The sequence below is a fragment of the Dyadobacter sp. CY326 genome, from assembly GCF_021390515.1.
Taxonomy (GTDB): domain Bacteria; phylum Bacteroidota; class Bacteroidia; order Cytophagales; family Spirosomataceae; genus Dyadobacter.
Genome location: NZ_JAJUXI010000002.1, coordinates 521,874 through 544,185, shown reverse-complemented (window position 1 = coordinate 544,185; position 22,312 = coordinate 521,874). Strand labels below are relative to the sequence as shown.

The 22,312-nt window shown below is 44.6% G+C and carries 21 protein-coding genes; 12 read left to right on the top strand and 9 right to left on the bottom strand.

Annotated features, from left to right (window positions below; genetic code table 11):
* Positions 1–32: 32 nt before the first annotated feature.
* The 3 genes from LZG73_RS02905 to LZG73_RS02895 are packed head-to-tail and all read right to left on the bottom strand — an operon-like array spanning position 33 to position 2,023.
* On the bottom strand, positions 33–1,043 hold the full coding sequence (locus LZG73_RS02905; protein ID WP_233846018.1) for a YsnF/AvaK domain-containing protein: 1,011 nt from the start codon (positions 1,041–1,043) through the stop codon (positions 33–35).
* 49 nt (positions 1,044–1,092) lie between these two features.
* On the bottom strand, positions 1,093–1,476 hold the full coding sequence (locus LZG73_RS02900) for a YsnF/AvaK domain-containing protein (RefSeq protein ID WP_233846016.1): 384 nt from the start codon (positions 1,474–1,476) through the stop codon (positions 1,093–1,095).
* A 13-nt stretch (positions 1,477–1,489) separates the two neighbouring features.
* A complete protein-coding gene (locus tag LZG73_RS02895; RefSeq protein WP_233846015.1) occupies positions 1,490–2,023 on the bottom strand; it encodes a DUF4142 domain-containing protein in 534 nt (177 codons plus the stop codon).
* A 201-nt stretch (positions 2,024–2,224) separates the two neighbouring features.
* On the opposite strand from LZG73_RS02895, the gene LZG73_RS02890 reads away from it, so the two are divergent.
* The 5 genes from LZG73_RS02890 to LZG73_RS02870 all read left to right on the top strand — a co-directional run bounded on the left by LZG73_RS02890 (position 2,225) and on the right by LZG73_RS02870 (position 8,266).
* Positions 2,225–3,601, top strand: coding sequence for a PAS domain S-box protein (locus tag LZG73_RS02890; RefSeq protein ID WP_233846014.1), 1,377 nt, complete (start codon positions 2,225–2,227; stop codon positions 3,599–3,601).
* On the top strand, positions 3,591–4,013 hold the full coding sequence (locus LZG73_RS02885) for a response regulator (protein WP_233846013.1): 423 nt from the start codon (positions 3,591–3,593) through the stop codon (positions 4,011–4,013). The genes LZG73_RS02890 and LZG73_RS02885 overlap by 11 nt, the downstream gene beginning before the upstream one ends.
* Before the next feature lie 120 nt (positions 4,014–4,133).
* Entirely contained in the window at positions 4,134–5,903 is a 1,770-nt protein-coding gene (locus LZG73_RS02880) for a response regulator (RefSeq protein WP_233846012.1), read from the top strand.
* A 130-nt stretch (positions 5,904–6,033) separates the two neighbouring features.
* A complete protein-coding gene (locus LZG73_RS02875) occupies positions 6,034–7,683 on the top strand; it encodes a glycosyltransferase family 39 protein (RefSeq protein ID WP_233846011.1) in 1,650 nt (549 codons plus the stop codon).
* Between the two features lie 88 nt (positions 7,684–7,771).
* A complete protein-coding gene (locus tag LZG73_RS02870; protein WP_233846010.1) occupies positions 7,772–8,266 on the top strand; it encodes a hypothetical protein in 495 nt (164 codons plus the stop codon).
* A gap of 340 nt (positions 8,267–8,606) precedes the next feature.
* Here LZG73_RS02870 and LZG73_RS02865 read toward each other — a convergent pair whose 3' ends face one another.
* On the bottom strand, positions 8,607–8,903 hold the full coding sequence (locus LZG73_RS02865) for a hypothetical protein (protein WP_233846008.1): 297 nt from the start codon (positions 8,901–8,903) through the stop codon (positions 8,607–8,609).
* A gap of 165 nt (positions 8,904–9,068) precedes the next feature.
* Here LZG73_RS02865 and LZG73_RS02860 point away from each other — a divergent pair, with 165 nt between their 5' ends.
* Entirely contained in the window at positions 9,069–10,112 is a 1,044-nt protein-coding gene (locus tag LZG73_RS02860; RefSeq protein ID WP_233846007.1) for an aldo/keto reductase, read from the top strand.
* Between the two features lie 48 nt (positions 10,113–10,160).
* Here LZG73_RS02860 and LZG73_RS02855 read toward each other — a convergent pair whose 3' ends face one another.
* Positions 10,161–10,868, bottom strand: coding sequence for a response regulator transcription factor (locus tag LZG73_RS02855; RefSeq protein ID WP_233846005.1), 708 nt, complete (start codon positions 10,866–10,868; stop codon positions 10,161–10,163).
* 562 nt (positions 10,869–11,430) lie between these two features.
* On the opposite strand from LZG73_RS02855, the gene LZG73_RS02850 reads away from it, so the two are divergent.
* The 5 genes from LZG73_RS02850 to LZG73_RS02830 all read left to right on the top strand — a co-directional run bounded on the left by LZG73_RS02850 (position 11,431) and on the right by LZG73_RS02830 (position 15,829).
* Positions 11,431–13,803: a putative Ig domain-containing protein gene (locus tag LZG73_RS02850; RefSeq protein WP_233846004.1), complete on the top strand. Its 2,373-nt coding sequence runs from the start codon at positions 11,431–11,433 to the stop codon at positions 13,801–13,803.
* Positions 13,804–13,970: 167 nt separating this feature from the next.
* Positions 13,971–14,471: a hypothetical protein gene (locus LZG73_RS02845; RefSeq protein WP_233846003.1), complete on the top strand. Its 501-nt coding sequence runs from the start codon at positions 13,971–13,973 to the stop codon at positions 14,469–14,471.
* A 98-nt stretch (positions 14,472–14,569) separates the two neighbouring features.
* Positions 14,570–14,944: a hypothetical protein gene (locus LZG73_RS02840; RefSeq protein ID WP_233846002.1), complete on the top strand. Its 375-nt coding sequence runs from the start codon at positions 14,570–14,572 to the stop codon at positions 14,942–14,944.
* 158 nt (positions 14,945–15,102) lie between these two features.
* On the top strand, positions 15,103–15,309 hold the full coding sequence (locus LZG73_RS02835; protein ID WP_233846001.1) for a hypothetical protein: 207 nt from the start codon (positions 15,103–15,105) through the stop codon (positions 15,307–15,309).
* Positions 15,310–15,598: 289 nt separating this feature from the next.
* Positions 15,599–15,829: a hypothetical protein gene (locus LZG73_RS02830; RefSeq protein WP_233846000.1), complete on the top strand. Its 231-nt coding sequence runs from the start codon at positions 15,599–15,601 to the stop codon at positions 15,827–15,829.
* On the opposite strand, the gene LZG73_RS02825 is transcribed toward LZG73_RS02830, so the two are convergent.
* The 4 genes from LZG73_RS02825 to LZG73_RS02810 form a co-directional block, all read right to left on the bottom strand.
* Positions 15,823–17,094: a replication-associated recombination protein A gene (locus LZG73_RS02825; protein WP_233845999.1), complete on the bottom strand. Its 1,272-nt coding sequence runs from the start codon at positions 17,092–17,094 to the stop codon at positions 15,823–15,825. The two genes, LZG73_RS02830 and LZG73_RS02825, sit on opposite strands and share 7 nt — an antisense overlap.
* Positions 17,095–17,196: 102 nt before the next feature.
* Positions 17,197–17,778 carry an RNA polymerase sigma factor gene (locus LZG73_RS02820; protein ID WP_015815162.1) on the bottom strand — a complete coding sequence of 194 codons (582 nt, stop codon included), beginning with the start codon at positions 17,776–17,778 and terminating at the stop codon, positions 17,197–17,199.
* Between the two features lie 162 nt (positions 17,779–17,940).
* Entirely contained in the window at positions 17,941–19,575 is a 1,635-nt protein-coding gene (ade, locus tag LZG73_RS02815; protein ID WP_233845997.1) for an adenine deaminase, read from the bottom strand.
* Positions 19,572–20,471, bottom strand: a complete 900-nt coding sequence (locus LZG73_RS02810; RefSeq protein ID WP_233845995.1) for an AraC family transcriptional regulator — start codon at positions 20,469–20,471, stop codon at positions 19,572–19,574. Before LZG73_RS02810 ends, ade begins: the two co-directional genes overlap by 4 nt.
* Positions 20,472–20,626: 155 nt before the next feature.
* Here LZG73_RS02810 and LZG73_RS02805 point away from each other — a divergent pair, with 155 nt between their 5' ends.
* Entirely contained in the window at positions 20,627–22,279 is a 1,653-nt protein-coding gene (locus LZG73_RS02805) for a UxaA family hydrolase (RefSeq protein ID WP_233845993.1), read from the top strand.
* Positions 22,280–22,312 lie beyond the last annotated feature (33 nt).

Sequence of the window (22,312 nt, the reverse complement as noted above, 5' to 3'; positions counted from 1 at the left end):
TGATACGGGTCTTTTTTTATTTGAGCGACTTATCACCAAGCATCTCTTTCTCTTGATGTAAGTTTTTCGCTGTCGTCGTCAATGTTCAATGTGCGGTCTGTAACATCCTCACTTGTAACCTCGGTGCTGCGTACTGTGTCGCGAATGATCTCCTCTTTCTCCTCAACACTCTTATTAACACTCACTTCTTCCACTACGCGGGCATCTTTGCTTACCATCGAAACTTCGGCATGCTCAATCACTTCAATTGTTCCTTCCTGGAATGTAGCAAAATCAGCCTCAGTTGCCTGGCGGTTAACCGGCCTGCGGTTGATGTCAACGCGCTCTTCACGTAAACGGATCGTTTCTTCAACTGGTCTTTCAATGATGCGGCTTCTCAGGCGCACACCGCCGGTTGTAACTTCACGTTTGCCAACATTCAATGTTTCTTCAATAACAGGAATTGACTCAGCAGAATTAATGTCTGCATCCGCAGTAACGCGATAGTCATCCGTTGTATCAATAGTTCCTGTTGAATCCAGCGTGTTCGTTGTGCCCAGCGAGCTCGGTGTATCCAATGAACTAGGCGTATCCAGCGAGCTTGTTCCCAAAGTTTCAGCACTGTAAAGCGTGTCATCCTCGTCTGTAACTGTTGAATATGGCGTTGCACCAACACGTGACGCATTTCCAGTGTCGTAAATTGAATCCACGCCAGTTGATGAGCCAGCAAATTCATTTACGTCCACTGCACCGCAGTCGTCCAGGATATCAGCTGCTGTCAATGCTTCATCTGCGCTCGTTGCGTGCACAGTAACGATAGAACCACGGCTGCCTGCTTTTGTATATCTGTCAGACTCATCTTCGTCGTCGAATAAACGAGAAAAGAAGTTGCCGATTTTGCTTCCTGTTTCGGTTTGCTGACCGTCTGTGATGCGGTCTTCGTCTGCTTCAATGTTATGATTAACGTCAATTTGGCTTATGTCAAAGCCATTTGAAATAAGGGTTTCCTTAGCTTCCTGCGCCTCTGCGCTGTTCTCAAAGATTCCGATTACTGTTTGTGACATGGTTTCTAATTGTTAAATGGTTTAAAAGATAGTTGTTGATAAAGTGTAATTATTCGCCTGTATTAAGCTTTTCGATCTTGTTGATGATCAGTTCTTCTTTCCTTACTGTGTGCGTACTTGAATGCATTTCCTGCGAAGTATTTCGGGTAATGTGAAGTTCCTCCACGAGCATCAGCTTTTTTACTATCACTGCTTCTTCCCGCATTACCGAGATAATCATGGTGTCACCTTCATAGCGCACTGCTGGCGGCGCAGTTTCCACATATTGATTGATTGCCTTTTTTTCAATGCTGATATGCTCCTGATTAAGTGGAAATTCCAACAAAATGTCCTCTTCGGTCACTTCTTTGTCGAATGTGTAGCGAGCCTTTTCGATAACTTTTTTTTCAACTTTCAGCTGTTCCTCTATGATCGGGATAACGGTTTCTTCCATAACAATGCCTGATTTACTTGCTTGTCGAGTCTTTCAATGAGCGGGCCATTTCCAAATGCGCTCTTAATTCCGGCAATTTTTCTGCTGCCCAGCTTTTCAATTCAGCGCTTCTTCCATTGATTGACTGTGTTTCAAAAAGATTTACAGTTTCCAAATGTGAGGTCACCATCATTTTCACATAAGTCGTATCAAATGCCGTTCCCGATATTCCTGAAAGTGTGTCCAGTTTCAGCTGCATTTTATTTGAAAGCGTTGTAGGCAGGTCAACATCATTTTTATCAGCAAGCGACATTAGTTCTTTATTCATTTCCGTGTGGTCGCCTACCATGTCCTGTCCATAGTTTTTGATCGCGGTAACAGTTCCCTCTGAGGAAGCGACTTGTCCGGCGTTAACTTCGAATAATCCGCCGTCAGCAGCTGTCAGTAAAAACTGTTTATCCATTTCTGCGATCACCTCCGTGCTGCCATTATTGTCATCATCGTCATTGCATCCTGCGGCTGCCAACATCATTGCTGTAATCACAAAATGAAATCTGTTTAATTTCATATGGGTTTGGTTAAGGTTAAGTAAAGTTTGTTGATGAAGATGCCTGGTGCTGAATAATAATTGTGCCAGCAGTGCTTGGGCAGGCAGGCTGAATGTGCTACATGTTGTCGTGATTTTTTAGTCATATTAATTCTACCCATTTTAAAAAAAAATATTAGATTGCCGTATATATTGGTGCGCACCCGGACAACCTTCCGTTCAATGAGTAATTATAAGCAGGCAGAAAACGAGAGAAGCGACATTGATTCTTCCGGAGTGTCCTATCGCGATCTGTTTCAGTACAATCCGCAGCCCATGTGGGTTTATGACGTGGAGACATTCGCCATACTGGACGTGAACGAGGCGGCGGTTCGCCATTATGGATATAGCAAAGCAGAATTTTTGCAACTAACAATCAAGGACATTCGCCCTTGCTATGACATCCCGGTCGTGGAAGCAGCAGTGGAGGCTGTTCGGCAGCATGATAAGCTCTACACCACAGGCATTTACAGACATAAAAAAAAGGATGGCAGCATCATTTATGTCACACTCCAGAGCAATATTATATACATTAATGGACGCAAAGCAGAGCTGGTGCTCTCGACCGATATTACTGAAAAACGCAAAACCGACGAAAAATTCAGAGCAATTTTCGAGCATACGCGTGATGCCATCATCATCAGCAACGACGACGGCCATTGTCTGGATTTCAATGATGCAACCGTTGCATTGTTCGGCTACACCAAAGAGGAATTAAGCCGGATGAGCCTTTTTGACTTTATCGTTTTGCGCGAAGGGCAAGATTCCAATGACGTATGGCGGCGGTTTTTGAATGGGGAAATACTGGAAGGGACAACCCAAGTCAGGCACAAGGCAGGCAATATTATCATCGCAAGTTTCAATGCACAGCCCGACATTCTTCCCGGAATGCACCTTTGTATTTTGGCTGATGTTACAGAGTCCGTACTCAAATCCAGCGATCTTACATTGAGCAATGAACGTTACAAGCTCATCCTGAATGCGGCCAATGAAGCCATTTACGACTGGGATATTTTACAAAATAAAGTGGAGTGGGGAACCGGATTCAAAGATATTTTTGGTTATGATCTGCAAGTGCACGCCAATCGCATCTGGTCCGAGAATATTTATGAAGAAGACAAGCTGCGCGTGCTCGATGAGATCATCACTGCCAAGGCCGACCCCGGTTGTGCAATGACAGTTACAGAATGCCGCTATATAAAATTCGACGGAAGTGTCGCGCTTGTAGAGCACAGGATCATTTTTTTAAGAAATGAAAGTGGCGTAGCAATCCGGGCAGTTGGCTCGGTGCGGGATATTACAGATTATAAGCAAAACCTGCACCGCATTCAGCTTCAAAATGAGCAATTAAAGGATATTGCGTGGATTCAGTCGCATGTTGTGCGCGCGCCACTTGCCAGATTAATGGGGCTGGTGGAGCTGCTAAAAATGGGTGAATATGGGGAGTTGGGGAAAGATGTTGTCCTTAATCTTGTACATGACTCGGCGGCTGAGCTGGACAAGGTGATCAAAGATATTGTCAGTAAGGCAGATAAAGTTCAGATAAGACATGAAGACTGAACTAAAAATTCTTCTGGTGGATGATGATAAGATCATGCTCTTCCTGCACGAAATGTTCCTCAGAAAAAGCGGCATTTTGTACGACACGGTTTTGTGCTATAACGGACTGGAAGCGCTGGAATATCTGGATGCTTATCCGTCGCAAGACACTGTTTTTCTGATCTTGCTGGACATTAATATGCCTGTGATGAATGGGTGGGAATTTTTGAATAGCATTGAAGACCGGCGATATATAGGACGCGTCAATGTCGTGATGGTGAGCTCGGCGACGGAAGAATCCGAAATGCGGAAAGCCCATTCATTTAAGCAGGTGATCGATTATCAGCAGAAACCGCTCAGTGTTGAGATGTGTAAAAAAATGAAGGAATGTGAAATGCTGAAAGGTTTTTTCGAGGATTTTGCCGCTAAATAAATTTATCCAAAATATCCAACTAATAGCTGCGCGCCCGGCTGCAACATTGGAAATAATGAGCAAACGGTTTGTTACATTTATCCAGGCGAAGCATTCAACGATCTATAAATATTACAGTTTTTGAAAAATATTGAATACACCGAGCCTTTCGAGCGGCTTTGGGAAAGCGAAGTTGAGGCGGAAGGCACCTTCAATAATAAGCTATTTTGCATCACCTTCCTGATCTGCAACCCTGCATCTTGCATAGGTTTTTATCTTTCCGGGGACCCATTCTTTTTTACGTTATTAGTCACGCATTTCATTTCAAGCAGTATCATTTTAGTCCTGCTGGTTTTGAATCACAATAAGCTGATTTCTGGTCAGCGGATGAGCTTTTATACGCAACTTCTGCTTATTGGTTTCTACGCATATTTGCTTTCGCAGCCGCACATGTCTTACGCGCAATCGTGCCTTAATCTGACATTGGGCGTAATTTTCGCGGGGTTGATTTTGCGATGGCCGGTGCGATATGCCCTGATTTGCAGCGCATTAAGCATTACACTTTATCCGCTGGCCATTTACACAGGAGCAACCACTTCACTGAAAACATTTTTTGAAGACGGAGGCATTTTCCTGCTCATGGCGCACGTTCTGTTTCCTTTGGTCATGAAACTGAGTATGGCAAAGGACAAGCGGGAATATTATTATCGCTACAATCTGGAACAAAAAAATGAGGATTTGGAAAGACAAAAAACCATTGCCGAAAAGGCGATGCGCGCTAAATCCGACTTTTTATCCATCATGAGCCATGAAATTCGCACGCCACTGAATGGGATTGTGGGCATTGTGCACATTATGACGGAAGACGGCGGCAAGGGCGAAAACCAGCAGGAACTTTTACAGACGCTCAAATTTTCATCTGACCATTTGATGGGTGTTGTGAATGATGTTTTGGATTTCAATAAAATCAATTCCAATCACGTGCAGCTGGACCCGGTGCCATTCGACCCGACCCTGCTTTTTGAAAATCTGCGGAAGACATTTGTCCCGCGAGCAGATGAAAAAGGGCTAGCACTTATTTTTGATATCGATAATAAATTGCCTGCACGCATTACCGGCGATATGATCCGGTTGAACCAGATTCTGACAAATCTCATTCACAATGCTATAAAATTTACGGCCAAAGGTCATGTGAAGTTGGTTGTCCGCGAGAAGGGCCGCAGCAATGAAAAAGTGCAATTGCACTTTGCAGTGGAAGACACGGGCATTGGCATTGCCACCGAAGAGCAGCAAGGCGTTTTTGAGATTTTTACACAGGTTAAGCCCAAAGTGCAGCAGGAAAATACCGGAACCGGCCTGGGACTTGCCATTTCCAAAGAGCTGCTGCGACTTTTTGGAAGTGAAATGAATTTGAAAAGTGAAGCCGGAAAAGGAGCAGAGTTCTCATTTGATATAAGTCTTGCTTATTCCGAAGATGCGGTCGTGCTTCAACCCGCTGAGACGCAGATCGTCACCGCAGTGGCTTACCCGCAGACCAAAGTGCTTGTGGCGGATGATAACAAAACGAACCTCACCGTTGCAACCATGCTTTTGAAGCGCCGCGATATACTGTTCGAAACTGCAAGCAATGGGCAAGAGGCTTATGAAAAATTTGCCGACGGCGGCTTTAACCTGGTGCTTATGGATCTGCGCATGCCCGTTTTGAACGGTTTTGAAGCAACCGCGCTCATTCGTCAGGTTGATAAAAAAATCCCGATTATTGCACTCACGGCTTCCGCTTTTGAAGATGAAAAAGAGCGTGCGATGAGCAGCGGGTTCACGGGATATCTTACCAAACCGTTTATTCCAGAAGACTTTTATAACTACATTTTCCCTTTTTTGGGCGTCCAGACGGCAAAAGTGCATTCCTAGCAAGTTTGTATTGAAATGGCATTGTTTGTGGTTGAATTCAATGTTCGTTGATCCCGATTAATGCTTCTGTTTCGTAAGTTTGCCACATTCCCTAATTTGAGATTAATAAGGGTCATGAAAAACGAAACGTATGCATGATGTTGAGCCGGGACTGAAACGTTATTTCCTTTGGTTGCTGTTTGTGGGAATTGCATTGAATGTGCCCGGCTTATGGCTGGAAATCATAGAGCCCGATGGTGCACTTTATGCCACCATTGCAAAGCATATGGTGCTTCACAATGATTGGATTAACCTGTGGGGCGATGGGCATGACTGGCTGGATAAGCCGCATTTCCCGTTCTGGATGGCTGCAATCAGTTATAAAATATTCGGCATTACCAGTTTTGCTTACAAATTCCCTGCTTTTCTGTTTTGGCTTTCAGGCCTTTTCTACACGTTTCTGACTGCCCGCGACCTTTTTAATGTTTCCGTCGCCCGCATTTCTGTTTTGATTTCCGCCGTTGCGTTGCACAGCACATTAGCCAATTTTGATGTCCGTGCCGAGCCTTACCTGACTACTTGCATTGTGGCGGCGGTGTGGCACATGTTATGCGTTTATCAGCACAAACATTGGCTCCACATTGCCGCAGCGGCTTTTTTTGCGGCCTGCGCCATTATGACCAAAGGTATTTTCGTGCTGCTCACCATTGGCGGCGGCTGGGTCTTGTTCTGGATTTTTACATCGCAGTGGAGGCAGTTTTTCAATTATCGCTGGTGGTTAATGCTGCTCCTTTGCTTCATTTTTATCCTGCCGGAGCTGTACAGTTTGTATGCGCAATTTGACTTGCATCCTGAGAAAATCGTGTTTGGAAAAACAGGTGTTTCAGGACTGAAATTCTTTTTCTGGGACAGTCAGTTTGGTCGTTTTTTCAATACGGGGCCAATTAAAGGCAGCGGAAATGTGACCTTTTTTATGCACACAACGCTTTGGGCATTTCTGCCCTGGTCCATTGGCCTGGTGGCAGGAATCGTTTACCTGATTCGTTTTGACACGAACAGAAATCCCATCCGCTGGATTATTTACGGGAGCACATTATTGACCTTTTTACTGTTTTCACTCTCGCGTTTTCAGCTGCCGCATTACATTGTGATCTTGTTTCCTTACTTCTCCATCATAACTGGCTATTTTTTATTCCAACAGGCAGAAAACGTTAAACTGGGGGTGCTGGCAAGGATTCAGCAAGTGCTGGTGTTTTTGTTTGCTTTGCTTGTCGTTGGGCTTGCATATTTTGCTGGTCTGCCAAATGCTTGGGCTGTGATTGGCTTCGCCGTATTATTTGTAATTGAGGCCAATATTATTTCTTATCAAAACCCTTTGCAGCGCATCCTATACAGCGGCTATGCATCGGCTGCGGTCATGTATGTTTTCCTTTTCTCATTCTTTTATCCTTTTTTACTGCGTTACCAATCTGGTCGTTATGCAGCGAAGACGATCTGGTCCACGAATGCAGATGCACCCGTAACAGCCTTCAAGTCATTCTCTTATTCGCTCGAATTTTATGCGCCGGGGGATGTGCAACTTACGCACACAAGCGAGCAGTTGAAGGCATTTTTAGCAAAAAAACCTTGCTTCATCTACACAACTCCCGACCTCGCGGACAGTCTTGTGAAATCCGGCTTGTCTGCAAAAGTCCTGACCGAGCCAGAATATTTCCGCATCACGAGGCTTAAAGGCAAGTTCCTGAATCCCGCCACCAGAAGCAGCGTGGTCGAACACCGCTCATTGCTATACGTTCGTTGAATATTAAGCGTCTAAGAATTAATATAATGGCTGGAACAATTATTGTTACTAGTTGGTGAAATCATATCATCAACGAAATCTCAATATCATGAAAAAGTTAAAAATTACAGCCGCTGCGTTAATGATCGCCTTGTGTGGAACAGCATTCGCACAGACGACCAGCACAGGCTCAAAACCAGCGAGTTCGCAGGGAACTGTTAAAGATTCAACACAAACGCAAGGCAGCAGCGCACAAGGAACAGCTGCTTGGCCGCAAGCCACAGGAACATCGGGAAGTACAACACAAGCGCCTGCAATGGACACCACAGGCAAAACAAATAAACCTCAGGGCGCAGGCACCAGCGAAAACACTGGCCAGCCACAAAGCAATGGAACATCCACTTCCGGAACACCTAATCAGCAGGCGCAAGGCAGCAGCGCACAGGGAACTGCGGCATGGCCACAAGCCACAGGCACATCGGCCAGCACAACGGAATCAACGGTGGGAACAGTTACAACGGATGGCAATGCCGACACGAAAAAGAAAGATAAGCGACGCAAGAATAAGGACAAAGAAGATAAGAGCGCATCAGACCCGCGATAAGCATATGACAATAAGATATAGCACACACTTGACATTTATTAAAACTAATTCTATATTGTAATTACAATTGTTTGGTTAATGGGTGTTAATGGTCGTTGCGAAGATTTTATTGTTATGAAAAGATTCAACAGTTTGATGGCTTTGAGGTGGCTGATATATCTGCCGGTTATTTTTCCCTTGTGTATTTTGGCAGGAGCTTTGAAAGGGATTTTCGAGACAACCGAAAAAATTTTCAAAAGAATTTTGCTCGATATAGAGCTGATTTAGGGAAGAATAGAAAAAAGGATCAAGATGGCGTTCGGGAGGGCGCCATCTTTTTTTTGTGCTGCATTAATGCGTTTTAGCGCCAATCGGGTTTTGAAATTAAAATTACAATGAAGTAAACCAAGGTGAAAGCCGAGAAGATCAGAATTGGTGTGCCGGGAACCCAGAGTATGAGATTTGCCAGCGAGATTTTGCCCGAATTCTTGACACTATAAGCGACAATTACTACGATGGCGAGCACGATCCCGATCAAATTAACCCAGGTGTTGTGTCCCGAAGCATATTTAAGTGTAATTGCATCGTAAACCGCGTTTGCAATGACCAGCACAATGGCAATGCAATTGATAATAACTCCTGCTGTGAACCAGAACATAATGGCAAGTTTTTTATAAGACGTGTGAAATGGCGCAAGTTATCGGCTGCAACTGCCTCATTCATAGCAAGAATTATTTTATGGTAAGGTCGATTATGCAACGGCTTCTTTTGAATTAGGGCTTAAATGAATAATTTTCAATCAGAACCAAAATCAGCTTCAAATATGGAATACAGACAATTAGGCGCATCAGGATTAAAGGTTCCTGTCCTGAGCTTCGGCACGGGCACTTTTGGTGGCGGCGGTGACTTTTTCAAGGCTTGGGGAAGCACACAGGCTGATGAAGCGGCACGTTTGGTGAGTTTGTGTATGGACGCAGGGCTGACGTTTTTTGACACAGCCAATGTTTATTCACAAGGACTTTCTGAGGAAATTCTTGGCAAGGCGATTATCGGTTTGCGTGATCAGATCATTCTTTCAACGAAGGCGACATTCAAAATGGGAAGCGGGCCTAACGACTTCGGCTCATCGCGTTTTCATTTGATCAAATCATGCGAGGACAGTCTCAAAAGGCTGAAAACTGACTACATTGATATTTACCATATGCACGGTTTCGACGGCAACACGCCCATTGAAGAGACATTGAGTGCATTGCATGATCTCATTACAAGTGGAAAAGTGCGTTACATTGCTTGTTCCAATTTTTCAGGCTGGCACTTGATGAAATCGCTTTCTGTTTCTGAGCGATACGGCTGGTCCAAATACATTGCGCACCAGGCACATTACTCACTTTTGAGTCGTGAGTTGGAATGGGAATTAATGCCGTTAGCGCTGGATCAAAACATCGGGACAATCGTATGGAGCCCTTTGTCAGCTGGTCGGCTTAGCGGCAAATACAGAAGAAACGAGCCTATGCCTTCGGATGCCCGCATTGCGCAGGGCGGGGGAGAGGGCCCGCAGGTTCCAGAGGAGTTTTTCTTTAATTTAATTGATGTATTGGATCAGGTTGCCGAAGAAACAGGAAAGACTGTTGCGCAGGTTTCCCTTAATTGGTTGTTGCAGAGGCCCACTGTCAGCAACATTGTTGTAGGCGCACGGAATGAGGAGCAGCTTAAACAGAATCTGGGTGCCGTAGGCTGGAACTTGTCCTTGGAGCAGGTTAAGAAGCTGGATAAAGCGAGCGAGCGGTCACCCATTTATCCTTACTGGCACCAGCATAAAAATCCCGCGCTGAATCCGTTACCAGATTTTTACAGCAAGCTAAAATAATAATAATGAGCACATTAAGGTAACCTGGCAAGTTCGAATTGCGCCAGGTTATTTTATTTCGGGAATGTACAATCCGTGCTGCATTGCATAAACAATGAGGTCGGTTGTCCTTTTTACTTTTAACTTATCCATCACGCTTCGGTGATAATACTGAACTGTGTGTGCACTTAGTTTGAGGTCATATGCAATCTCTTTGATCGTCCGGCCGCTGCAAACTTTCCGCAAAACTTCCTTCTCACGCGGCGACAAGTGCAAAACGATCTGCTCCTCGGTGAACACGCTGTTAATCAGGTTGTCGCGAATTCCTTTGCCAATGTATTGCTTACCGGAATTCACTTGTAAAAGTGCTTCTTTAAGTTCGTCCAAGGAGGTTGATTTGGGAAGGAAACCATTGGCACCTCTCCGTATTGCGTGCTTGATCGTTTGCACGTCGGTCACGTAGGAAAGGATAATGATCTTCATGTCTTTCGGCATCCTGGCTCTGGCCATATCCAGCAGTTCCAGCCCGGTAAGCCCATTAATCATCCAGTCCATAATCAGGATATCGGGTGGACGTGCCGTTCTGTTCGCCAAAAATTCGTTGCCGTCGCAGTATGTCTGAACATCGTTAACCTCAGGCATTTGCAGGAGTAAGCGTTGTAGTGCGTCAGTCAGCAGCACCAGCTCATCGACCATTACAATGTTCATCGAACTATTTTGTACACTATTGATCGCGAAGTTCGATCGGCTTTGAATGTTTGTCATCTTCGTTTCCATGTCAGAGGTGGTCACACAAGTTAAATTCCTGAAACATCAATCAGAAAGTAATTGGGTGGTTAAATCATAAAATACTCAAATGTAACCACTTAGGCAATTAGGAGCTGTTGTAAGTAACTCTATGGCAATTTAACAATAACTTATATAAACTTGTTGTGGACAAAATTAATTCTACACCCGCAAAAATTTGGGGGGTTCAGAATAGTGAAATTATGCGGGGAAAATTTGACTTTTTAATGGATACATTTGCAAATAACTACTATTTACCAGTGTGAATTAATGCAAATGCAGAGCCGACTTCCACAAGTATTTGTAAGCTATTATCGAATTTATCATCAACCTTAAAACGAGATTATTTGTGTAGATTTTTTACTTCTACTGGTTTAAATACCAAGATTCTGACACCTTTTCAAGCCGTTTGCGGCTAGCATACCCCACGATAAAAAGATCTGAGACACCGGAACACCTACAATTTAGGTGGCTGACCCACTATATCCTAAAAAAACCAACGCTCAATTATTTCACATAACGGTCCTTTATATCTATCTAAATTTTTACAACCATGAAGAGTTTTACTATTAATGTTTTTCAAGCCGCGGCTAGTAAAATAAGACCAGCGGCGCTGTTAGCATGCTTGATCTCACTCGGGGTCGTCGGGCTTTCAAACGACGCATTTGCCCAAAAATACCGAAGGGTTTACGCGATTTCACAAACAAATAGTGGTGCGGGGGACATCAACCAACCACAAGAAGCAGTTGACGGTAATTTAGCGACAAGCAGCTCCTTGGAGTTTCCAAACAACTTATTAGGAGGGCAACCAAATTTTCAAGCACTAACCTTCCCAAGTTCACCGACGGAAAATGCACCTGTGGCAACTGACCAGGTTCACATTAAGTTAGGAATTGATGCGAGCCTTTTGTCGCTCGGAGGCAGCGTTTCTATCCAGGCTTATGATGGAGGCACTGCTGTTGGCACCCCTGTTACCATTACTTCGTTGCTATCAGCATTAGGCGGTGAGGCGCAGTATGATTATGTATTCGCGCCCGGCGTTGACTTTACAAGTGTTAGGATAAGCACTAATGCTCTTCTCGATCTCGGCGGCGACCTTGATATTTATGAAGCTTACATTAACAAAGATGCAACTTCTGAAATCGCATGTAACGGAGTTGCAGATATTCTTAATGGAAATGCCGGCGCGCTGGTCGGTGGCATAAATGGCGTTATTACTCCTGGGAATGCGGCTGATGGTAACGACGCATCACGCGCAATTCTAACAGCTGCGGTTTCGGCAGCGGGTGCAAAAACTTACGTTACACCAATTTTTAACTCGGTGTCGCCAGCGGGTGACATCATAAGAGTGCTGGTTGGCTCGCCTACTGTGCTTCTGGACGCATCTGTGCTCTCAGAAAAAATCGCAATTACAACTTATCTTGGGAATATCGCCACCAATGTTTTCGCAAACAACCCGCTAATTAATATCAATCTTTTGGGTGGTGGAAGCTTTCAGGAGATATTGGTTCCGGCGTCAACACCATTTGATCGCATTGAAGTGTCCCTTGCCAACGGATTGGTTCAGGCGCTGAGTTCGCTTGACGTTTATGAAATCGGAACCGCCATTGCGCCGCCGACAGTGACAACATCCAATGTGACAATTTACAGTGGAAAGACGGCTGAGTTAGCAGCAACATTTAATGGCAGCGGTGTATTGTGGGAACATCCAACTTTTCCTTCCAGCACAGCTAATCCTTACACAACTCCTGCACTTACGCAAAGCACATCATTTACTGTTAAGACAACTCGCGCGGGTTGCACAAACCTTTCTGCTGCCGCCACCGCGAATGTAACTGTTCTCAATCTGACGGTTGAAGATCTGCCTGGTGGAATTTTAGGCACACCTTATCCCTTCTCAACGCCTATTGCAGTGGGAGAAGCGGGACGCGATTTGTCTTATGCCCTTGTCGCTGGCCAGGGAAATTTACCAAGTGGTTTGACACTTGATCCATCAACAGGCATAATTTCCGGAACACCTACGCAATCCGGCACTTTTAATTTCAAAGTGCAGATCACAGATGTAACGGGCGGAGGACTGATCGACGCTGGGACCTTTGACTATGACATTACAATCGTTACTAACCTTGCACTTAAAGGAGGTTTTTATCCAGCAGGGAATATTGGAGACCCTTACTCAAAGGGAATCCCAGCTGGGCTAGGTGCATCTGGGGGGGTTGGTCCTTACATTTATGAAGCAGTAACACCAGCTGATCTGCCAACCGGCATGACCCTATCTACAACCGGTACACTTTCTGGCACTCCCACGGAAAATGGCAATTTTACATTCACAGTCAGAGTGACTGATTCGGAAGGCAATTTTGTTGAAGATGACTTTGAGATCGAAATAGGAACGCTTCCTGTAACACTCGTTAGTTTCAAAGCCACTTCCGAAGGTCCGGTTGCATTGCTTTCCTGGTCTACAGCGACTGAAACAAACAGTGACCGTTTCGAGATCGAGCGCAGCAACAATGGCAAGAAATGGGACAGAATTGGTTCTGTGGCGTCAAACCATGAAAGTGCACAGCAACGCTTTTATGATTTCAAAGATGCGCAGCCTCTGGACGGACAAAATTTTTACCGTCTGAAAATGGTGGATCGGGATGAAACATTCGCATATAGCCACATTGAAAACGTGAACTTTGCAGGCACAGCATTCATTTATCCAAATCCGGTGGTGAATGCAGAAAACATTAACCTCAACCTGACAGACTGGTCGAAGGTTAAGCTTGTGAAAGTGGTCAATGCGCAAGGCAAAACGGTATTTGAAGCTTCAAACGCGCTGACAACCGGAATCAGCACCAGAAATTTGAGCTCAGGCACTTATGTTGTGCAGGTTCTACATATAAATGGAACAATATCCGCACATAAGTTTGTGAGATTCTAGTCCTGTTCAACACGATACACATGCAAACCGCTGATCTGATTCAGCGGTTTGTTTTTGTTTACACCATTCGCGTCAAAAAAATTTTAAGGCAATGCAATTGAAGCTGCGGATCGGTATATTTGCGTCCAGCAGCATCTCACGAAACTCAACCCATTAACAAATTACCTATGCCAGGAAGAAGAGGCAAAAAAGCCAAATTCAAAAAGTTCCTAATTCCTTTATTGAAGTGGATCAGTGCCATTGTCCCAGTTTGTGCATTTATATACATTCTCTACTATTACAAGCAGTTCGATTTCCTCAAAGAAAAGCCGGTTGTTAAATCGAAAACGGAAGTGCTGAGCCAGGCGGATTCCCTAAGCGCTGTCAGCAGCGAGAATAAGGCTAAACTTTTAGGGAAAATCAAGATTCTCGAAAATGAGTGGCATTCCGTGGGTGGAATCGCAATTCACAGCATGGTGATCGAAAACAACGCTCCTACAACCATTAAAAACATTGAAGTGGAGTTTAAATATCTTTCCGAAACGCAATCTGTAATCACTTCGAAGATCGTTACTATTAAGACGCCGCTTCCTTCCAAGAAGGCAACGAAAGTTTCGGGTATCAGCGTCGGTTATGTCAACAACTCAGTCGTAGGTTGCGACACGAAGGTGGTTAACGCCACAATCTGATTTTCTGGTTTTTATCAACACTTTCGCCGCTCAGCTTCCTGCCGAGCAAGGCATGATTTTGTTCATCAACAGATCATCCTTCTATTAACAGGCGAAACATGATGAATCCGGAAACAACAAGGCAGCATCTATACAAGATTCAGGAATTTTTGTTCCAATATGAGGGAATTGAAAAACACCCTGAATATGATGAGAACCAGCAGGCTTATTTGAAAGTCCTGAAATTGCTTGCAGAGGAGAAAGGACTCGATGTTATCAGTAAAGAATTCAGCGATCCGGAGACTTCCTTTCAAAGCACATTAAACAGGTGGAACCCCATTCTCACTTACCTGGTCACCGACGCGCTGTCGGAGTTGGAGCCCGATAAAAAACACAAGCTCTTCCAAAAGAAAGTCTCAGACATGACGGGTTACGAATTTCAGAAATTTCTTGGCTACCTACGCCATGAGAAGCTGTTAGGCAATGAGTTATAGCGGCTCATATTCCACACTTTTCAACAAAAGCTGCTAGTAATTCTACAAGTATTCGACCTAGCAGGTGTTTAAATGCGTCCAGCATTCATTATCGCGCTGGTACGATATTTTCTTTTTAAGTCATCAGAAACGACAACCTGACTTGAACAGAAAAGATTATGACACAGCTACTTCAAAATATTTACGCCATTGCACCTTATGTGTTTGTCTTAGTGCTTTTAGGAGCGACTTTTGGCGGAGTTTGGCTCATTGCTCAGTTAAGAAAATCCTCAGGTGATAATCTCCAACAAGAACACTATTCTGTTGCTGACCGCATGTTTATGAAACGCAATGCGGCGCGATTAAGAAATATAGAATTCCACTGAAATATTTCATACACTACATATAACTACTTGCAGTTAACACCACTATGAGATGCACCTTCTTGGTGCATTTTTTGTGTCTGGACCCCATAAAAAAACATCCCAGATACAGGGTATCCGGGATGTCTGATTTTACTCAACGTTATTTGATATCGAGTCGCCTGGACATCAATAACAAATTTAATACAATCTTAATTAATAACGTGCTTTTTATTCCGGAATTAACATTTTTTATAGAGATTCTAAGTAAGTCCGGTGCAATTTTGCCTTTATGCCTTCAACACTCAACCTCATGAAGAAAAATAAGCCAAAATCTAATCTTTCGACAAATAATTCATCACCGGATACAGAGCCAATCCTTTCCTCGGATAGTGAAGCTCTCGCAGCGAAAGAAACGGATGACAATCTTGAAAAATTGGCGAAAAAACTGACTGAAGAATGGAATAAGCCCGTTAAGGCGGGCAAAACGCCGGATTTGTCATTCGCTAAATTTGCGGAAAGGCTCCCAAAGAAGGATCAGTAACCATACCAATCGCCCCACCAGTGCTGCAATTTTTTGCGGATTTCCTCTTCTCTGGCATTTAGTCCGGGCTCAAAAACCTTCTTGCCTTTTAGCTCATCGGGCATAAAGTTCTGCTTTGCGAAATTGCCCTCGAATTCATGTGAATATTTGTATTCTTTACCATAACCAATCTGCTTCATCAACTTGGTAGGCGCATTGCGCAAATGCAGCGGAACGGGCAAGTGCGCCGTGTTTTTTGCAAGCTCAATTGCGTCGCCGATGGCCATGTAACTTGCATTGCTTTTGGGAGAAGTGGCCAGGTAAATCGCCACTTGCGACAGGATTATGCGACATTCGGGATAGCCGATCACATTCACCGCCTGCATACAAGCATTCGCCATGATCATCGCCGTTGGATTTGCATTTCCAATGTCTTCGGAGGCCATAATCAGCATTCTGCGTGCTATAAACGAAGGATCTTCACCCGCCACGATCATACGCGCCATCCAGTAAACCGCTCCATTAGGATCGCTGCCTCGCAATGACTTAATGAATGCAGAAATAATGTCATAATGTTGCTCGCCGGATTTGTCGTAACGCGCAATGTTTTGCTGCGCCACTTCGGTGACCCATTCATCCGTGATCTCAATGTCCGTTTCCTGCCCTTTTCCCAAAATCACAAGTTCAAGCAGATTGAGCAACTTGCGCCCGTCACCGCCCGAAAGGCGCATTAATGCGTCGTACGAAGTAAATGTTACATGCTTTTCTTTCAAGAATTGATCTTTTGTAAGCGCTCTTTCGATCAGTTCCTTCAATTCCTTTTCACCAAAAGCTTCCAGAATGTAAATCTGGCTTCTCGACAAAAGTGCCGAATTGATCTCAAAAGAAGGGTTTTCCGTCGTCGCGCCGATCAATGTCACTTGTCCTTTTTCCACGGCGCCCAGCAATGCATCCTGCTGACTTTTGTTATAACGGTGAATTTCATCAATAAAAAGGATCGCTGGAAACAAGCCGGATGGGCGCGCGAGCACTTCCCGTAAGTCTTTCACACCTGAACTAATCGCGCTCAGGTTGTAGAACTGTCTTTTGGTGGTTTCGGCAATGAGTAATGCCAATGTTGTTTTTCCTACGCCGGGCGGTCCCCAGAAAATCATGGAAGGAATCGTGTTTTGCAGGATTGCTCTGCGCAACGGGCCGTTGGGGCCAAGTAATTTTTCCTGGCCTACGAAGTCGTCCAGCGTCCGCGGACGAAGGCGTTCAGCGAGTGGCGTGGTGATCAGCGACATGCAAATGGTCTTATTTCAGTTTGTTAATGATAGTAAATATTTAACAAAAAAAGCGTGGCTTAGTTCGCCACGCTTTCCCGTCCAAATGGATGTAAATATTGATCAGAAGGTCAGTCTGTCAAGCGTCATTTGCTTTTTCAGGTTTCCTAATGCGCCAAAAACCAGGTTATAAACAGACTGGATGTTGATTTTCATCAAATCTGCAATTTCGTGGTTGTTCAAATTCATGTAAAATTTCAGGAAAATGGCTTCACGCTGACGACGCGGCAACCCGTTGATCGCTACGTTTAAATGCTGATTAGTTGATTCAAATTCTTCTTCCGAAATCAGGTGATTTTCGTGAGAAGGCGTGTTAATGTGCCAATATTCTACTGGAATGTCTTCATTGCTTGTATGCTTTTGCTGCGCATTCAAGTGGCGAACCAATTTTCTTTTAATAGACGCCATAAGATAAAACCGAACGGAAGTGGTGTCACCCAGCGTCATTCGGTTTCTCCAAAGTTCTACGAACAAGTCGTGAATGCAATCCTTAATCAATGGTTTGTCAATTGTAAACTGTGAACAATACTGATAAAGAATGTGCACGTAAGAGCGGTACAGGCATGCATAAGCATTTTCATCGCCTTTTCTGAACTGATCCCAAAAACAGAGTTCTTCTTCTTGCTTGTAGCGTAGGTGAGCCATTGTTTGGAAAGGATTTTGATTGGGGTTAGGAATTAATGTTAGTAATAAGGGTCATTATTACACTTGTAAATATATTTATAAAAAAACGTATTAAAAAAATATTTTCGTCAGAAAATTCTATTTCAAAGGTTAATGTTACTATTTCGTTAAATATGTAACCATTTAAAGACTTAATGAAACAAAATTGAAATTTGTGCCGTCAAACAATCCTTTATCGCTTAATTTGAGTGAAGGGATCACGAGCAAAGCCATAAAAGAAAGTGTCATAAAGGGCGATTGCAGCGACGAGAGCAGCTCTTCCTTAACAAAAAGATCAAGTAAAGTGTATGCAGCGGCGACTTTATAGCCGTCCATATCCGTCATAATTCCTGCGATGGGAAGCGGCAGCAGATGCTGTTCGCCCTTTCCGACAGCCGACACGCCGCCTTTGGCTTCAATTATCAAATTTACAGCGGCAGCAATGCTTTCATCATCACAACCGACACATATAATGTTGTGCGAATCATGGCCAACAGATGATGCAATTGCGCCGGTTTTCAATCCAAAATTTTTGATAAAAGCAACGGCAGGGGCAGCGTTTTCATAACGGTTGATGACTGCGATTTTAAGAATGTCCCTCTCCGGATCTGAAAGGAGCTCGTTAGCGTTTTGTTTGGCAGGCATAATGAGCTCATTGGTAATCAGTTGTCCCTCCAACGCTTCAATCACCCGAATTTTCGCTCGATCTGCATTATCCGCGAAGCATTGAAAATCGGAAGGTTGTTTCGCTTCGCAAACAAATTGATTCGGATGCGCGCTGCGCAAATCCGGGATAAGCGAAATGCCGTCTTTTGCGACCAGCTCGCCATTGATCCAGGTTTCAAGCACATTGAATTCGTGTAGATTATCCACCAAAATGAAATCAGCCGGATCATTTTCTCTTAATAAACCAACCCGCAGGTTGTAGTGCAGCACGGGATTAATGCAGGCCGCGCGCAAAATCGCCCAAATGTCGTAACCAAGCGCAAGCGCTCTTTTAACCAACACATTAATATGTCCCGCAACAAGATTGTCGGGATGCTTGTCATCTGAGCAAAACATGATTTGCTCGGGAAATTCAGCGATCAAAGGAATCAGCGCGTCGAAATTCCTGGCAGCGCTTCCCTCCCGAATCAGGATTTTGACGCCATAACCAAGCTTTTCCAGCGCCTCTTCATAAGTAAAACATTCATGATCCGTGCTGATGCCGTGCGAAGCATATTTCCGCGCAGCCTCGCCCCGAAGCCCCGGCGCATGCCCGTCCACAACCTTATTATAGTATTTTGCCCAATTGATCTTCGCCATCATATCCGGATCTTCGTTGATCACACCCGGAAAATTCATGACCTCAGCCAGATAACCAATATCTTCATTCGCAAGCAATTGGCCCACCTGATCCGCATTAATAACCGCACCCGCCGTCTCGAAAGTCGTCGCAGGCACGCAAGAAGGAGCGCCAAAGCAGAATTTAAAAGGCACGCGCTTGCCATCCGCAATCATATATTCGACGCCTTTCATGCCGAGCACATTGCCAATTTCGTGCGGATCGGAGACAGTGGAAACCGTTCCATGCACAACCGCCAGACGGGCAAATTGTGCAGGCGTCAGCATCGAGCTCTCTATATGTACGTGCGCGTCCGTGAAACCGGGCAAAATGTAAGGCAATGCTGGATTTTCCGGTCCTTTGATCGCAATGCTTTTCACACTTCCATCTGCAATGTGCAGCTCGGCTTCGGAAATGGTTTTTTCAAATATATTGACAATGTTGGCGATCATCATGCAGCGGTTAAATTTGGCAGGTGACTTGGGATTTTCCTGAATTCTTTTTGGTAAACCAATGGACTTTTGCCCGTATGGAGTTTGAAATATTTATTGAAATTGGCAAAGTTATTAAACCCGCTTTCATAACAGATCTGCGCCACGGGAAGCTTTGTCTCTGACAATAATTTGCAGGCGTGGCCGATCCTTAATTCAAGCAAAAATTGCGAGTAAGTCTTCCGGCTGCGACTTTTGAAATAGCGGCAAAATGAATGCGGGCTAATGTTTGCGATTTCTGAAATCTCTTCAATCGAGATCTTTTTCTGAAAATTGCTTATTGAATATTGATAAATGTGGTTGATTCGTTCCGTGTCGTATTGATCATATTCCTGCTGATAATGCGTGTGTGATAAAGTTTTGATTTCACCGCAATGGGCCAAATTTTCAAGGATTTGCAAAAGAGAGATGACTGCATTGCCGCCTTTCTGATCCAGTAATTCCTGCAAAAGCATTTTCACTTTTTCAGTGCCCTCACCCAATAGTTTCATCCCGAAGCGTGCTTTAAACAATAATTCGCGAATGGACTTATTCTCAGGAAGATCCAGAAATGCATTGCCGAAAAGATCAAGTGAAAAATGGACGACGGTTGCCTGAGCATAGAGCTGACTTTCCCGTTGAAAATATTTCTCGTCGCAACGCCAGTAATGCGGCAAATTGGAACCAATAAGCAGGAGATCACCACTCTGAAAATTTTGAATGTTGTCACCCACAAACTGAGTGCCCGAGCCTTGCTCAATGTGAATGAGTTCAAGCTCCGGATGATAGTGCCATTTGTTATAAAAATAGAGCACAACATCCCGGCGAATGCTGAAAGATTTTTGCAGGCCTTTTGGGACTTTTAGTAACTGCGGTTTCACAAATAATTACAAAAAGATTCTATTATGAGGATATATATGCCAATATAATTGAAAATTTTGCCATAATTACGAATCAATGTATTGAAATATTTCTGTTCATTTGTTGATAAATTCAATAACCGGGCTTTCGGGTTTAAACTTATTTAGAGCAGACTATGGCGTCACAGCTTTTAAAAATACATCCTTCTGACAATGTGATCGTTGCTCTGCGCGACTTGCCGGTGAATGCCGACGTGGCGTGGGAGGGAAGTCATTATGCATTGCCTTACGGCGTCTCGGCAAAGCATAAATTTGTAACAGAGGACATTGAAACGGGTGGTGCTATCATTATGTATGGCGTGCTTGTGGGCCGCGCATCGCAGCCGATCAGGAAAGGCGAACCGATCACTACATTCAATCTTAAACACGATTCACAGGATTACAGCACGGCAAACCGCCAGCCTTATTCCTATATACAGCCGGATGTTTCGAAATGGCAAAACCGTACATTCAGAGGATATCACCGTGAAGACGGCCGCGTAGGAACTTACAATTACTGGCTCGTGGTGCCATTGGTTTTTTGTGAAAACCGCAATGTGCTCATTATGAAGGATGCTTTCGAGCGGGAGCTTGGTTACGCACAAACCGACATTTACCGGGAGCACGTCCGTGATTTCCTGCATTTGTATCAAAACGGCGATATGCGGACCATCAAAAGCATGGAAGCATTCACTGAGCGGGAGCCAGTAAGGAGAAAACCAGAACGGCCGTTCAAGAATGTGGATGGAATCAAATTCCTCACACACGAAGGCGGCTGCGGCGGCACGAGAACGGACGCCAACACGCTTTGCGCCCTTTTTGCAGCTTATGCGGTGCATCCCAATGTTGCAGGAATCACGGTTTTAAGTTTGGGTTGCCAAAATTCAGAATTAAAAACACTGGAAGACGAGATCAGGAAACGTGATCCGCATTTTAACAAACCGTTCTTTGCATTTGAGCATCAGAAAGGCACTGAATATTCACTGATGGCTGGCGCGATTAAGGAAACATTTTTGGGTGTGACCAAGATCAATGAGTTCGAAAGAAGCGACGCACCTTTGTCCAAGCTTTCGGTCGGACTGAAATGCGGCGGTTCGGATGGATTTTCAGGCATATCGGCTAATCCGGTGCTTGGCCATCTTTCTGACATTGTTGTAGGATTGGGCGGACAAACGTTGTTAGCAGAATTTCCTGAACTGAACGGCGTTGAACAAGAGCTCATTAACCGTTGCGTGACAGAGGAAAAAGCTGCGAAATTCGAAAAACTAATGCGGGATTATGCAGGAAAGGCAGAGGCGGTTGGCTCTGCATTTGCATTCAATCCGTCTCCTGGAAACATTAAGGATGGCTTGATCACCGATGCAATTAAATCTGCCGGCGCTGCCAGAAAAGGAGGAAATGCATACATTACTGATGTGCTGAATTACACAGAAAGAGCCACAGAATCGGGTTTGCAACTGGTTTGCACACCAGGAAACGACGTGGAAGCAACAACCGGCCAAACAGCCGCGGGAGCCAACATCATTCTTTTCACAACCGGATTAGGGACGCCCACCGGAAACCCGATTTGTCCCGTTGCCAAAGTGGCAACCAACACCACGCTCACCAACCGCATGCCTGACGTGATCGACTTTGATTGCGGACCGGTTGTAGATGGCGCCCAAAGTTTAGAACAGAATGCAGAAGCATTGCTTGAATATGTGATCCGCGTAGCCAGCGGCGAACAAACCAAAGCCCAGCAGCTCGGCCAGGATGATTTTATCCCCTGGAAAAGGGGAGTTTCACTATAATCCATCAATTGCCGGGGGCTTCTGCCCCCAGCA

What these genes read in the sequence shown, in the direction of transcription:
- LZG73_RS02905 (WP_233846018.1), bottom strand. Translation starts at nt 1,043, where the DNA reads ATGTCACAAACAGTAATCGGAATCTTTGAGAACAGCGCAGAGGCGCAG.
- LZG73_RS02900 (WP_233846016.1), bottom strand. Translation starts at nt 1,476, where the DNA reads ATGGAAGAAACCGTTATCCCGATCATAGAGGAACAGCTGAAAGTTGAA.
- LZG73_RS02895 (WP_233846015.1), bottom strand. Translation starts at nt 2,023, where the DNA reads ATGAAATTAAACAGATTTCATTTTGTGATTACAGCAATGATGTTGGCA.
- LZG73_RS02890 (WP_233846014.1), top strand. Translation starts at nt 2,225, where the DNA reads ATGAGTAATTATAAGCAGGCAGAAAACGAGAGAAGCGACATTGATTCT.
- LZG73_RS02885 (WP_233846013.1), top strand. Translation starts at nt 3,591, where the DNA reads ATGAAGACTGAACTAAAAATTCTTCTGGTGGATGATGATAAGATCATG.
- LZG73_RS02875 (WP_233846011.1), top strand. Translation starts at nt 6,034, where the DNA reads ATGCATGATGTTGAGCCGGGACTGAAACGTTATTTCCTTTGGTTGCTG.
- LZG73_RS02870 (WP_233846010.1), top strand. Translation starts at nt 7,772, where the DNA reads ATGAAAAAGTTAAAAATTACAGCCGCTGCGTTAATGATCGCCTTGTGT.
- LZG73_RS02865 (WP_233846008.1), bottom strand. Translation starts at nt 8,903, where the DNA reads ATGTTCTGGTTCACAGCAGGAGTTATTATCAATTGCATTGCCATTGTG.
- LZG73_RS02860 (WP_233846007.1), top strand. Translation starts at nt 9,069, where the DNA reads ATGGAATACAGACAATTAGGCGCATCAGGATTAAAGGTTCCTGTCCTG.
- LZG73_RS02855 (WP_233846005.1), bottom strand. Translation starts at nt 10,868, where the DNA reads ATGGAAACGAAGATGACAAACATTCAAAGCCGATCGAACTTCGCGATC.
- LZG73_RS02850 (WP_233846004.1), top strand. Translation starts at nt 11,431, where the DNA reads ATGAAGAGTTTTACTATTAATGTTTTTCAAGCCGCGGCTAGTAAAATA.
- LZG73_RS02845 (WP_233846003.1), top strand. Translation starts at nt 13,971, where the DNA reads ATGCCAGGAAGAAGAGGCAAAAAAGCCAAATTCAAAAAGTTCCTAATT.
- LZG73_RS02840 (WP_233846002.1), top strand. Translation starts at nt 14,570, where the DNA reads ATGATGAATCCGGAAACAACAAGGCAGCATCTATACAAGATTCAGGAA.
- LZG73_RS02835 (WP_233846001.1), top strand. Translation starts at nt 15,103, where the DNA reads ATGACACAGCTACTTCAAAATATTTACGCCATTGCACCTTATGTGTTT.
- LZG73_RS02830 (WP_233846000.1), top strand. Translation starts at nt 15,599, where the DNA reads ATGAAGAAAAATAAGCCAAAATCTAATCTTTCGACAAATAATTCATCA.
- LZG73_RS02825 (WP_233845999.1), bottom strand. Translation starts at nt 17,094, where the DNA reads ATGTCGCTGATCACCACGCCACTCGCTGAACGCCTTCGTCCGCGGACG.
- LZG73_RS02820 (WP_015815162.1), bottom strand. Translation starts at nt 17,778, where the DNA reads ATGGCTCACCTACGCTACAAGCAAGAAGAAGAACTCTGTTTTTGGGAT.
- ade (WP_233845997.1), bottom strand. Translation starts at nt 19,575, where the DNA reads ATGATGATCGCCAACATTGTCAATATATTTGAAAAAACCATTTCCGAA.
- LZG73_RS02805 (WP_233845993.1), top strand. Translation starts at nt 20,627, where the DNA reads ATGGCGTCACAGCTTTTAAAAATACATCCTTCTGACAATGTGATCGTT.